Origin of the sequence: Flavobacterium ranwuense (genome assembly GCF_004349315.1) — a bacterium.
Classification (GTDB): Bacteria; Bacteroidota; Bacteroidia; order Flavobacteriales; family Flavobacteriaceae; genus Flavobacterium; species Flavobacterium ranwuense.
Window position 1 is genome coordinate 182,595 of record NZ_SMLH01000002.1, and the last position, 13,539, is coordinate 196,133.

Consider the following 13,539-nt stretch of genomic DNA (forward strand, 5'->3'; position numbering starts at 1 on the left):
ACATGAAATTACTTAAAATAATTGGTTTGTCATTTTTAGGAATGGTAAGCATGGAGACTTATGCCCAAGAGTTGGATGCCAATCTGCAACTCAGACCGCGTTATGAATACCGAAACGGTTTCAAAAACCTTATGCCAAATGGGGAAAAGGCAACTTCATTTGTATCGCAACGTTCCCGATTAAATTTTAATTACAAACAAGAAAAATTAAAAGCCAAATTAACTTTTCAGAACATTCGCACTTGGGGTGATGTGGCAACAACAACACAAGTTGATAAAAACGGAATTGCTTTATTTGAAGCTTGGGCACAATATGATTTTGATGCCAAATGGAGTGCGCGCTTAGGTCGCCAAGTGATTTTGTATGACAATCAGCGTATTTTTGGTGAAATCGACTGGGCACAACAAGGACAAAGCCATGATGCAGCAGTGATTACGTTTCATCAGAAGAATCATCAACTGGATTTAGGATTGGTATTGAATGCTGATAAAGAAAATTTATTAGAGCCTAAAACCGCCTACACGACTAACTACAAATCCTTGCAATATGCATGGTATCACACTCAATTTAGTAAACTGAACATGAGTTTGTTATTTTTAAATACCGGTTATGAGTTTGAAAAAGCCATTGGTAATTTAGAAGTAGATTACAAACAAACTTTTGGAACGTATCTTACATTTAAAGATAAAAAATGGGATACAAATCTAGGTTTGTACGGACAAACTGGAAAAAGCAATGACAAAAGTGTGAGTGCTTGGTATGCTGGTGCAAATCTGGGATATGCCTTAACAAATGCATTTAAAGCTACTTTTGGATATGAATATCTTTCGGGTAAAAATCAAGATGATAGCAGTTCTGACATAAAATCGTTTAATCCTATTTTTGGAACCAACCACGGATTTAATGGCTATATGGATTATTTCTACGTAGGTAACCACCTGAATAGTGTTGGATTGCAGGATGTTTATTTAAAATTAAATTATACCCAAAACAAATGGCAATTTAATTTGATACCACACGTATTCTCAGCCCCAAATGCAGTTTTAGACGCCACTAATAAAAAAATGGATAGCTATTTAGGAACAGAAATGGATTTTACTGCCGGTTATGCCTTTCAAAAAGACATTGTTGCTTCAGCTGGTTATTCCCAAATGTTTGGTTCTGGAACTTTAGAAAGATTAAAAAATGGTATTGATGCCGCCAATACCAACAATTGGGTTTGGGTAATGGTTACTTTTAGCCCCAAAATATTTACTTTAAAATAGATTTTACTTAGATTAACTAGTTCAAATAAAGTTTAATTTAAGTATTTGTAAACGAGTTAGTTGAATATTTTTCATTAGTTCCAAACGGAATGTGAAAGGGGACAAAGTGTATTTTCGTTTTGGTCATACACAATTTACTCTCTACGGTCAAATGGATGTGCTAACTTAGCGTGGAGTTCCAGTTAAGAGCAAAACCTTAACTTTAGACCATGAAAGAAAATCGTAAAACTTACGACCGCATTTTCAAAGAGGAAGCAGTCCAATTAAGTTATGAAAGAGACAATATCCCACAACTGGCAAAAGAACTTGGAGTATCATCTGCATTGCTATATAAATGGCGACAAGATTATCAAGAATTTGGAACAGGAAGTTTTCCTGGAAAAAGCAATTTAAAATTAAGCCCTGAACAAGAAAAAATTCATGAACTCGAAAAAAAATTAAAAGAAGCAGAATTAGAACGTGATATCTTAAAAAAAGAAGGCACTCCGCTTTGAATTATAAAACTATTGAAGAATTTAATAAATTAACTAATTACAAAAATGTAGCTTAACTTTTTCTCTACTTTTTGTTTGCATATCCAGGTTGTTTGAAATTTTTAAGTTGATTTAGCGAGACCCTGATTTTAGGAATTTAGTAGGGTCTCGATTTTATCTCGTTAAGATTGAGATTAGATGAATAATTTGAATATGCAGTAAAAGCAAAAACCCCGTAAATCGTAAGATTTACGGGGTTTTGATACCATTTGTTTTTCTACTGGCGGAGAAAGAGGGAGTTGTTTGTTTTTCTAAAGCGCCGTAAAATAAGGCTTCGCAAAGCTTTTATTTTAAATGACTCCTCAACTGACACCTCTCAATATGTTAGCAAATTGTTCTAAATTTCAATTATCAAAGATAAGTGTTTTTTTGCTGGAATTAATAATTAATTATCATATTTTGAACTGGTTAACCGTTTTTTTTGAACAGGCATTGGTTCAAAATTTAGTTGCCTAAAGTATAATTTCTACCCAATTATCAAAGGTTCAACTTGTTCAATTTTTAAGCTGGTATATTGGCAAAACTCCTCGACAGATACAAACTCATTTTGGAGCTTGTTGAGCTCCTTTCTTATTTTTTGAAGTAGTCTAATACTTTGGCGATAACTCTTTCCGGTTATGCGTTGTATATCCTTAGGATAGATACATAATCTATTGTTTTTGGCTCTCATACTCTATCTATGACTTTGATTGGGCTTTGCCTAATCTGGAACCTCTGTGGTTCAAGTTCTGGCACTCCATAAAAATAGTAAATTATTCCTTTGGTTCAGAAGCGGAAATCTACTCCCGTCAATGTTGGTTGTAAATGGGTATTTAGGTCATTTTATGCCATTTGTGTCACAAAGTGACATATGGGATAGGGAAGTCTTTTTTATGTGATTTAATTGACTAAAATTTGTTTTATAATCAATCGAAAAGTGTTGCAACAGGATGATGATTGAGGGAATTAGAAACATTTATTAATTTAAAATTTTAGGAATTATGGCAAGACAGAAAGGCATAATTAAATTAAAAGGTACGATCGGAGATATTACCTTCTACAAAACCAAAGACGGCCACTTAGCCAGAGAAAAAGGGGGTGTCGATGCGAGCAGAATTGCGAGCGATCCGGCATTTCAAAGAACCCGCGAGAATGGAGCCGAATTTGGAAGAGCAGGAAAGGCAGGGAAGGTTTTGAGAACGGCAATGCGAACTTTGCTCATTAATTCTGCTGATAGTAGAATGGTAAGCCGATTGACTCAATCTATGATTAAAGTCATTCAGGCAGATATGGTAAGTGAACGCGGCTTGCGCAATGTGATTGATGGTGAGGCAGAATTGCTTGCTGGATTCGAATTCAACATTAGGGGCAAACTGGGCACTTCTTTATTTGCTCCTTTTGTGGGTACAATTGACCGTGCTTCAGGAGATATCATGGTTGATTTGGTTCCATTTGTTCCTGCAAACATGATTGCGGCTGCAAGCGGAACCACGCATTTCAAAATCATATCTGCAGGTGCGGAAATAGATTTTGAAGCCGAAACCTTTGTGGTTGCCACATCGGAAACGGATATTCTAGCGTGGGATTCGAATCAAACCGTCGATATCAATCATACCAATTCAGTTACTCCAGGTAGCACAAAACCATTGTTTTTGGCTTTGGGAATTGAATTTTATCAAGAAGTAAATGGAAGAATGTATCCTTTGAAAAACGGATCATACAATCCATTGGCATTGGTTCAGGTAAGCGGTCTGTAAGATGGTTTTGGTCTTGAATAGGACCTATTTTCCCGAGGGAACACAAGGAGTTTTGGAATGGAACGGCACTTTAGTTTGTTATACCATCGAGTTGCCATGGTTGGAAAATCAAAGGCGAATTTCTTGTATTCCCGAAGGTAAATATGTTTTGCAGAAGCGGTTTAGCCCAAAATTCAAATGGCATATACATTTACAAAATGTTCCAGGACGAGATTTTATATTAATTCATCCTGCCAATGATGCCAAGAAAGAGTTGTTGGGCTGTATCGCAACTGTAACACTACACACCGGAATAGGGAGAGGAAGTTCTTCCCGAAAAGCGTTTGGAAAGTTAAAAGCTTTAGTTTATGGAGCTTTGACCGATAATGAAGAAGTGAAAATAAGAATCCAATCTAATAAATTATAGTATGAATATAGTTGAACGTGCAAAAGCACCTACCCCTAAGTTTTTCCGGATTTTGAGAAGTATTGGAATGGCTCTATTGGCTATCAGTGGCAGTATCATTGCAGCTCCAGTGGCATTACCCGTAGCTGTTGTGAGTGTCGCGGGATATGCAGCCCTTGCGGGAGGAGTCATTTCAGTAATTAGTCAAATTACGGTAGATGATAAGACCAACCGAGAGCGGGCCATCACAAATCGGTTGAAAAAAGACAATCAAAATTTACCGCGAGATGGAATCAAATAACACCTTGCAAATTGGAACCGCATCCGGAACTTTGCTAAGTATTGTGCCTAATATCCTTTCTGAAGATATTATAAAGACGATTATCTTAGCGGTTGTAGGCGCAATAGTAAGTTTTATGGTTTCGCTCCTTTTAAAAGGATTGACAAAATTTAAAAAGAAATAGTCTGGTTATGATTGGTAACCTTTTCCGGACTACCTAAGAAAGCCAAGTCGTGAGTAGACTTGGCTTTTTTGTTTTTATATTTCCTCGAAAATATTCAAGGTCACTTCTTCGATGACCACTTTGGCATTGGAGCAGAACAATCCGTTGTATTTTGCGCAGTCCATTGCTTTTGATCGGCTGTCAAATATTCCGAAAAAGACTCTTGATGTTTTGCTTTTCCAAAAATCGGTTTGGTATAAAATGAACAGTTTCACAATTTAGGAGAATTAGGTTAAAATAATTATTATTTTCTGCAGTAGCGGTTTAAAATGGCTCTACGCATTTCGTTGATAAGGTTGATGTTTTTATGTAATTGATCTTCTTTCTGTTCCAGCAATCTCAGCGCTTGGACTTGTTTCTGGTGCAGGTCGTGTTCTTGCATCATTTCATTCACTTTAAAATCAAAATCTTTCTTGAAATCATTTATGCGTAAAAATGGAATTACGGATCCGATTAAAAATTGGTGCCAAAAGTTTGATTTCCATAGGCTGTAGGCAAGCCAGTAGACTGTTTCGGCATCCTTTTCGTCTGGGAACATAATCACAAAACTGTTGGTAAAGGGTTCTTTTTGGGGCTTTCCACTATTCATTCCTTTGTTGAGGATAAAGATTTGGTTTCCCTTGTAGGTGGTGTCTTTTTGGTGAGTCTTGATGATGAAATTTGGCATAATGCTGTTGGTTTAAAAAATTCGACTTAATTTTTTTGAAAAGAAAAAAAAAGAAAAAAGAAAGCCATATAATCAGCAGAAATGACGAACGGGAACGGAGGAAGGCACGACCGACTGAAAGTGAGGAATGGATGCTAAATTTGCTGGATTTTTTTCTCTTTCTTTTCAAGAAAATTGCACTATGGTTGTTGTGTAGAATTTTAACACCCCCAAGCACCACAAGGAATGGAGCTATAATGAAGCGCTAGCGGAATTGTAGCGGAATGAATGAGGAGCGCAGTGGCGGGGTTGCGGCAATCGAACAGCTACGCTAGACCGAGAACGGAACGAAGTTTACATAGTGTAGAGAAGGGATAGCAGCGTGAAACGGCGGGGAAAAAATATAAGTCAGCCTTTGGCGTTCCTTGATTTAGGGCAAAGTGACGTTTTTACGGAATGGCGCCAACCCCGATGGCTGTGCGAAGGAGCAACCGCTGAAAAAATAAAGGGCGACAGACATGATACTGCTGGAATGTAGTGGAACGTAGCTTGCGGAGTGTAATGGAATGAAGCGGTATTGTGGATGTAATAGCCCTGCCGAACGCAGGGTAGAGAACGTGTGAAGATGAGGAACGAACAGCGGAAAAAATAAGGTTGCCTATTTTTTGGCTGCCTTATTTTTTTGTGCTGTGAAGTGTCTGCGGAATGGAGGGAAACCTAACTAATGAATTGAAATAATAATTGCTTATTTCAAAAAAATGTTCTTATAAAACTGTAAGGTTGACCGACTGGAGCTGCCGAACGGAACAAAGAGAACGACCGCAGAGAGACCGCTTAATTGCCCGTGATGTTTGGAAACGAATATATACCTTTGGGAATTAGAGGTTAATAGTCACAGACTTTTGATCAGAATAAAACACTTCAAAATTATATTCCTTAAAAATGCTTTCATTTTCCACATTGAAAATGCTTCTCAATGTTTGATTATCGTAAGTAAAATGAAAATTATATTTTGAGTTTTTTGGGCGTTGTTTATTTCTTAAAATTCGGGCGATACATTCTTTAGATGGCAAATTATGCTTGTTTTCTCCATTGACGCTAAACAAATAATTATCACACTCAATTAAATTATAAAGTGCATCACTGTTGTTTCCTTTACTGCCATGATGAGTAACTTTAACCCAATCACATACTATTTTATTATCCTGATTAAATCCTAGTTTTTTTAATGAATTTACAATATCAGTGGGATGGGAATCTGCTAACCAAAGTGTTTTTTTGTTATTAAATTCTGCAAGAATAGATATACTACTTCCATTTTCAACGGAATTATCTTCTTTCCATATATCTAAATTAAAATTATTGATAAGTGTCTTGTAGTCATTTTGTTTAGGAGCAACCGCTTCGCTTACTTTTTCATCTTCTTCTCTTTCAAGTGACTTATTACTGTCCAATGGGTATTTTAATCTTAGATCATCTATTTTTATATACGTTGGAGATAAGATTGTCAATTTCAAGCCATAAAGATCAATCGGCTCAATTGAATTTGTTATATCATAATCCAAAAGCTTATTGTTTGATTTTAAGTACTCATAGAATACATCTCCTTGACCTATACTAACAAATTCACTAATATTCTTTGCGGATTTTTTTAAGTCATAAACCCTAGGGGGATTGTAAAAATATTGGTTTACAATATCATTATGTTCGCCGGTTTTGATAGTATCGATGTATTTTATAGCACCACCAATATGATCATCATGAATATGTGAAATAATCCATAAATCAATGGTTTCATTTTTGGCAACAATATTCCGAATCTCATTTTCTAAAACATGCCGAAATGTTCTTTCATAGCCCGAATCAATAAAAACATTATGATATTTATTATCATTTCCTAGAAACCTGATACATGAAGCATCTCCACATTCTGCTTGAAAAAAAATCACAGTCATAATTCAAATATTTATTCTTTATTGTAAGAAATCATTTTGCCTTTGATTTCGTTTTCTTCTAAATAGTAAACCCCGCTTAGTTCCTTAAAATAATTTACATCGTTTTTGTTGTCGTAGGACAACTTCTCTCCAAGAACAGTCCAAATTATATCTAATTTATTTTTTTCTAAAAAACTCAAGAGCTCATTCTTTTTTATCAGTAAACCAGTATAATTTATATTTTTAATAATAATATCCTGTTGCAAGTTTTTAAATTCCCCATCAATAGGAGCATAACTTAATTCCATGCCTTCAAACAAAGTTTTACATGGCATATCATAATAGGAATGAGCACCTGATTTATCATCACTCATTTCGCCAACTGCGTCAGTGGTACCAATAATTACCTTTAGATTGGTATCCTGAATAGTTTCCCATTTTTTTTCTTTATCAATGTCAAGATACGCTGGTGACCAAAATTTTTCTCTGTTTATTAAATTTAAAGGACTTGAAGTTTCTGGCATCCAGTTACCCCAAAAATTTTGTTGAGATAGCCATTTTATTATTTTTTCTTTATCTCTTTTGTTAATTATATAACTTTGTGTTTTATAAAAAATCTGTTTTTTTCTACCATCATATTTATCTTGCCCGATTGGCTTTGATTCATACCAAGCTGAATATTTTTTGAGAGATAACCATTTAGTTGAATTTTCATCTATTTTTTCCAAAATTTCTTTTAATGATGGCAAATCAATTAAATTGTCGACCCAATCGGCATCATTCTGGTTCCAATTATTATACTCTGGATTATCCCACCATTTTTTATTTTCAATTAAATTACTAATATTATTTTCGTCATCGTCAATTTCTATATTTCTTGTTGTAAATACGGGGTCAATATCTCTTGAATAGAATTGCCAAGGTCCTTTGTAAAAAGTTTGTTCTACGGACCAATTAGAATGAATTTTATAATTATCGGCAACTGCCGCTAATATTTCAAACAACGCAATCCATTGATATTTTTTTCCAATTCTTTCTATTTTAAAGTCTCGATTATGATTGAAGTTACTAATTGAATCATCATAATTACCATGTATTTTACTATTATATCCTAAATCAAATGTTCTTCTAGTAATCCAAAATTTAAAAGGTTTAATATCAATTTTACTTAATTTTTGCTCTTTTCGTTCATATTTATTCTTTAAATATTTAATGCAATCATTAGTAGAAAAATCATTAGAACTATCTTCAAAAAATTTCTCTACTTCATTTATTTCTCTAGAACATAAAACATCGATACTTTTTAATAATTGATTATAAGTATCTTCTTTTACTATTCGAGTATATGTGTTTTGCTTTTTTATAAGATTAGCTTTTAATTTTAGAATTGAAATAATATTTCTGAATCCTTTTTTTTGTTTTGGCTGTAATGAATTAAAAAATAAATTAAACTCATTCTCAAATGTGAAGCTAGTCGATTTAAAATTACCTAATTTATAATCGATAGTTTTGCTAAAATCACCATATCCAGTTATAGAATGATAAATTCGATTATTCATGTATTTATAATCAATCTTGGATTCAGGTTTATTATATGGGTAGTTAAATTTTAATACTTCCTCTTCTGTTGGGAAATAGTCCGGCATTTTACTCTTATAGGGAGGTCTAATTAAATCTAAATTGAATTTTAATTCAGGATTTTTATAAACAGCATACTCAATTATATTTCTTGCATAATCTCGTAGGAGAATATGCTTAGGAGGATTACCCTTTTTAAAGACATAATTATAGACAACATTTGCAATTTTGATAATATTTTCATTGCTTTCTGTTCTCAAGATACAGCCATAAACGACAGCATATAACCTTTCCAAGATGTATAAGTCGTCAATGTTTTTGAACACTTTTAAAATAGCCAATAGGGCCTCAGGTTGTTGTTCAAAAAGATTAACCAAAGCTTTTGTTGTTTGGTCTCTTAATTTTCGGTGCGTTGAAGCTAACACCCATACAAGAGTTTGTCCAGTCAATCTTGCCGTTTCAGTATCTATATTAAAAGATATTTCAGGTGACCAAGCCCAATCAATTAACCTTCGTATCGGATAAGCGATACCAGAATCATCATAACCGTTGGACCAACGCAGATGTTGTTGCCAATAACCATCTCTTTTTGGCATTTTATCACGCTTTAATATACCAAAAAGTCTATCACTATTAAAAGGATGATCTATGATTGGTGATAACTCTACCAGTTTTATAAATATTTCATCTCTACCTTTACTGAAATTTTTGCTAGAAAACCAGTTTGTAATTTTTTTATTATCAATACTTTCTATCTTTCTCCAATTCAAGCTATCAAACAAGAACTGATTAACGGAATCTTTATTCTGATTTCTATAAAATTCATCTTCTAATTCATCAGTAAAAACCCAGTCAAAGACTTCAAAAATCTCAATGTTATATTTCTCAGGCAATAAAACTGCAAAAGCTTCAAAAAGACCATCATATTGCCAAAATCTATAATCGATTAGTTTCCCAAATTCATTTTCTTTTTGAAATGCAATTTTTATTTCTTCAATAGTCGGGAACTTATTTATTAATTTTTCTGCTATAAAAAAGTCACCTAATCGTTCATAAGCAAAATAGATTACATCTTCATTTTGGTTGTTTTCGTAATTGTATTCAATTCTTTTAATGAATACGTTTTCTTCAATTAAATCATTTATTAGATGTATGAATTGAGGATGCTTTTTAGCAAATAGTTCAAAAGCATCATCAAGAAGTAACATTCTTCTATCTTTACCAAAACATTCATGAGCTAATAAATGAATTGCTTTTTCTACGATTTTTCTGTTTTTGTACTCCGGTCTTTTATTTTCAAATTTAGTATTAAGTGATTGTATATAAATTTTAAAAATATTGCTGATCCCCTGAAATCCCTGCGGAAAGGTTTTTTCTGAAGTTACTTTAACCGCTTCACAAATTAATTTTAGAAACAAAGGTTTTGTAAATTCCGGTGCCAGTATAGGGAAATGTGGTTGTTTTAGTCCGTGATGTTCACAAAATAATTTAAGTGCAGCATATTCGTTTCCTTTAAATCCCTCATGATCGATTACTGTTAAATTAGGATTATTTAACACGTCTATAGGAACGACATGATCTAAATATGTGGTTCTAATGGAAAGGACAAGACTTATATAAGGATATTCCTGAAAATCATTGATAAATTCAGCTATTTTTGAATACCACAAATCTTTACCACCCCCTTCATTTATAGCGTCTACCAATACTAGGACTCGAGAACCAATTTGTGTACCAATATTATTTAATTCTGATAATAGCTCCTTTTTCGAGCACACTAAACCTAATTCAGAATTAAAATTTTCCCAAATATTTTTTGTGCTGATTAAATTTTGACCCAACAAAAGCAAAGTAGGCAAATTACCATCTATTCTGGTTTTTGCAATATCGCCTAGTAGATGTGATTTACCATTTCCAGCATCTCCTTTTATAAGCAAATAAGGATTGTTTGCCAGTTTTATATTTATTTTTTTGCTTAAATCATGAATGAAATCATTATTATTTCTACTAATTTCACGAAGCCTGCTTATTTCGGTTTCATATGGAGGTCTATAACTATAATCTTTCTTAGAGCCTTTGGTTAACTCTTCTTCAGCCCTACGTAATTTATAAAGCTCGTCTGATTTAGAATTTATAAACCTTTCTAATCTCTCAAATGAGTCATATATCCATTCAATATCAATTTTTTCCGTGACTAAATTTTCTAATCCTTTTATCCATTTAATAACTTTTGATTTTAAATCTTCATTTTCATTTTCAATTTGTTCAAGATGAATATTATAGTGTACTTTTTTAGATCCATGATTTAAAATCCAATCATCCACTACTTTTAAAAATCTTTTAAAAAACACAGCATCCTTAGCAATGTCATTGAAACATTTAGCTATTGGAAGTTTGAAATTAAGTTCTTCTGTAAATCGTGGGCCAAGACCAACGATAGACCTTTCAATATGATTTTTAAAAAAGTCTTTTGCCAGCCCATGATTGCCAAAATAGTTGAATGAAATTTTTGGTAAATAATTATTATCCAATAATTCATTAATTGTTTCAATATATTGGCAATAGATTACTTTTCCTTTTTCTTCAGGTCTGAATCTAGTAAAAATACCAAATAGATAAATCTCGTTTTTTGCAATTAAAAAGATGGGACTACCCGAAAATCCTTGAGTTGAATAGGCTGAATAGGCTTGGTGTAGTTCGAGTTGGAATCTATCATTCTCAAAATGTTGCAACCAAGTGGGATATAGTACGACGATTTCCTCTCCCAAAGTAGCTTTCGGAAAGCCCTTTGTAACGAAACCATTGTAACTGCTTCTTTCTTTTATAGTAGACACTTTAGGAATCTCACCAATAATATTTTCTACTCCTTTTTTATCTAAAATTAAAACAGCAACATCTTTTTTTTCCGATGTAAACAGTAAGTCCGAATCTACTGGAACTTTAATTGTTTCATAGTCGGAGAAATTGGACTTTAATAAATCGATACAGATTTCATTTCTTTGGTTCCGGAACTGATCTCCATCTATAAATAAGCAATGTGAAGCTGTCAGTATATAAACTTTGTCTTTGAAGTTATCCTGATAGTAGATGACACCACTACCGATATAATCATTGTTTAGGAAATCCTTTAATCTTACGGTTAACGTTGTAATTATTTTGTCGAAAGATGATTCTATCATAATGATGTTTAGGAATTAAATGCTTTTACCATCAATTCTTGTTCTCCTCTTGAAATACCTATTTCACTAGCAATGTTTTTCCAATTGCTTGTTGCTTGGAGTACTTCTTGTATGATGGTTTCCATTTGTTCTTTGTTTAGGCGGAAATATTCTCCAACACTTCTTGCTAATTCGAAATCGAGGTCGTTATTATCGGTATCGATATTTAAAGCCAAACCATCCTTTTCAATTGAGGGGTTTAGGTCATAGGCTGGTGACAATATCCAACCTTCTTTGGTCAGGATAAAGCCGTGGTTTCTTAAATGGTCATCTGTGTTTGAAATAGCTATGTTAAATACTATTCTGCGCCATAATTGGTATAAGTTAGCTTCTATATTTGTTCCATGATTACTAATAAATTCGGCTATGTCTAAATAGCTTGCCGGATTGTCCCGGATTGTATCTTCATTGTTTCCAGTCATGGTCATTGCGGATGCAAAGTGTATTCTTTCTCCGTTTTCTCTGTCGAAACGTTTTGTAAAAAATGTATGGTAGTTCCCCATTATTTTTTCGATACGACATGGTGCCATTTCTATACCCGCATTTATTGCCAATTTATAGGATAGGAATTCCCAAGCCCCTTTGTCTGTGGTGTCGGTTTTGGATGGGAATTTAGCAATCCAAAGGCTTTTATCATTGTCTAAGATATTGGCTTTTGGTCTAGCTCCTCCGAGTGAAGAACCTGGTGCCATCAACACAGATAGCCATTTTTTTACCTCATCATTGTCATCGTCGTTTTCAAAATTAGCAGCTGCATTTTGTAGTTCGCGAATGGATGACCAAGGCGGTGTTGAAGCTGTTTTGTTGTTGTCTAAGAAATCTCCTTCCGGATTTATTTTGAAGCGTAATGCTCCCATACGACTTTCATCGTAAACACCTAACAGAAAATCAATATCATAGAGTGTTGGTGCTTTTTCTCCTTCTTCTTTTGCCCATTGCGCCGCTCTCCGCTTCATCAGTGTTCTTCCCCAAGTGTCGGGCATACTGTCCAAAAAGATTCCGAAGTTTTCTTTTTTGTTTGGGTATTGTGGTCCACCATATAATTGAATGTCCGGGTCTAACAGGAATTTTTGTTCTGATTTTATCCAGTCTTTATTGTATTCAAAGCTGAATGCTTTTTTACCTTTAGCTTGTTGTGCAGATAAGATGCCAATGATTTCGGGTTCAGGTAAACCCTTCCAATGTGCATATACGTATATTTCAGTTTTTATAGACATCTTATATTGTTAAATTGAGATTATACCAGACTGCCACTGGCAGTCCTCCTCTTAAAATCAAATCTTGCAAATGTGCGTAAACGTATATGTCGGTTTTGTTAGTTGCCATTTTATATTATTAATTTACCACCCCGCCCTTTGGGCACCCCTCCAAAGGAGGGGAATTTTAGTGCGAGTTAAGTAGAGTGGTTTTATTTTAGAAGTTCGAGGTCTTGGAGTTTTCTTCCGAGTTCATCGTCTGAAGCTAGTTTTAGGAAATCGTCCTGAAGGCCTAATACTCTGAGTACATTGAAATAAGCACCCATTGCCACACTTGTGTTTCCTAACTCGATTAGGTGTAATGTGGATCTTGAAATGTCGGCTCTCTCCGCGACCTGTATCATAGTGAGTTTTCTTCTTTTACGCGCCATTTTTATGTTTTCTCCCATTTGCTCCAATATCTTGTCATACTTTGGGAATACGGTCTGTTTTTTCGTTGCCATTTTTTAAAATGTTTGTTATTCTGAACAAAAATAGCCTTTATG

13 protein-coding genes are annotated in these 13,539 nt (G+C 34.0%); 7 read left to right on the forward strand and 6 right to left on the reverse strand.

What is annotated here, in order from left to right:
* The first annotated feature begins 2 nt into the window (after positions 1-2).
* The 6 genes from E0I61_RS05375 (at position 3) to E0I61_RS16245 (ending at position 4,383) form a co-directional block, all read left to right on the forward strand.
* Positions 3-1,265 (forward strand): alginate export family protein, encoded by a 1,263-nt coding sequence (locus E0I61_RS05375; protein ID WP_132069934.1) that lies wholly within the window; start codon positions 3-5, stop codon positions 1,263-1,265.
* A gap of 209 nt (positions 1,266-1,474) precedes the next feature.
* Positions 1,475-1,759, forward strand: coding sequence for a transposase (locus E0I61_RS05380; protein ID WP_131996626.1), 285 nt, complete (start codon positions 1,475-1,477; stop codon positions 1,757-1,759).
* Positions 1,760-2,778: 1,019 nt separating this feature from the next.
* Positions 2,779-3,534 carry a hypothetical protein gene (locus tag E0I61_RS05390; RefSeq protein WP_126563052.1) on the forward strand — a complete coding sequence of 252 codons (756 nt, stop codon included), beginning with the start codon at positions 2,779-2,781 and terminating at the stop codon, positions 3,532-3,534.
* 1 nt (position 3,535) lies between these two features.
* A complete protein-coding gene (locus tag E0I61_RS05395; RefSeq protein ID WP_126563053.1) occupies positions 3,536-3,940 on the forward strand; it encodes a DUF5675 family protein in 405 nt (134 codons plus the stop codon).
* A gap of 52 nt (positions 3,941-3,992) precedes the next feature.
* On the forward strand, positions 3,993-4,220 hold the full coding sequence (locus tag E0I61_RS05400; RefSeq protein ID WP_235832069.1) for a hypothetical protein: 228 nt from the start codon (positions 3,993-3,995) through the stop codon (positions 4,218-4,220).
* A complete protein-coding gene (locus tag E0I61_RS16245) occupies positions 4,207-4,383 on the forward strand; it encodes a hypothetical protein (protein WP_165930179.1) in 177 nt (58 codons plus the stop codon). Before E0I61_RS05400 ends, E0I61_RS16245 begins: the two co-directional genes overlap by 14 nt.
* 74 nt (positions 4,384-4,457) lie before the next feature.
* Here the strand turns inward: E0I61_RS16245 and E0I61_RS05405 are convergent, their stop codons facing one another.
* Positions 4,458-4,637 carry a hypothetical protein gene (locus tag E0I61_RS05405; protein ID WP_126563055.1) on the reverse strand — a complete coding sequence of 60 codons (180 nt, stop codon included), beginning with the start codon at positions 4,635-4,637 and terminating at the stop codon, positions 4,458-4,460.
* A gap of 29 nt (positions 4,638-4,666) precedes the next feature.
* Positions 4,667-5,089, reverse strand: coding sequence for a DUF6943 family protein (locus E0I61_RS05410; protein ID WP_126768728.1), 423 nt, complete (start codon positions 5,087-5,089; stop codon positions 4,667-4,669).
* Positions 5,090-5,450: 361 nt separating this feature from the next.
* Between E0I61_RS05410 and E0I61_RS16250 the strand changes: the two genes are divergently transcribed.
* The gene (locus E0I61_RS16250; protein WP_165930180.1) at positions 5,451-5,606 is read left to right on the forward strand and encodes a hypothetical protein; all 156 of its coding nucleotides are present in this window, start codon (positions 5,451-5,453) and stop codon (positions 5,604-5,606) included.
* Positions 5,607-5,946: 340 nt separating this feature from the next.
* On the opposite strand, the gene E0I61_RS05415 is transcribed toward E0I61_RS16250, so the two are convergent.
* The 4 genes from E0I61_RS05415 to E0I61_RS05430 all read right to left on the reverse strand — a co-directional run bounded on the left by E0I61_RS05415 (position 5,947) and on the right by E0I61_RS05430 (position 13,497).
* Positions 5,947-7,023 carry an MBL fold metallo-hydrolase gene (locus E0I61_RS05415; RefSeq protein ID WP_132069938.1) on the reverse strand — a complete coding sequence of 359 codons (1,077 nt, stop codon included), beginning with the start codon at positions 7,021-7,023 and terminating at the stop codon, positions 5,947-5,949.
* An 11-nt stretch (positions 7,024-7,034) separates the two neighbouring features.
* On the reverse strand, positions 7,035-11,759 hold the full coding sequence (avs2, locus tag E0I61_RS05420; RefSeq protein ID WP_132069940.1) for an AVAST type 2 anti-phage system protein Avs2: 4,725 nt from the start codon (positions 11,757-11,759) through the stop codon (positions 7,035-7,037).
* Positions 11,760-11,767: 8 nt separating this feature from the next.
* Entirely contained in the window at positions 11,768-13,015 is a 1,248-nt protein-coding gene (locus E0I61_RS05425; RefSeq protein WP_132069942.1) for a type II toxin-antitoxin system HipA family toxin, read from the reverse strand.
* A gap of 191 nt (positions 13,016-13,206) precedes the next feature.
* Positions 13,207-13,497 (reverse strand): helix-turn-helix domain-containing protein, encoded by a 291-nt coding sequence (locus E0I61_RS05430; RefSeq protein WP_126462714.1) that lies wholly within the window; start codon positions 13,495-13,497, stop codon positions 13,207-13,209.
* Positions 13,498-13,539 lie beyond the last annotated feature (42 nt).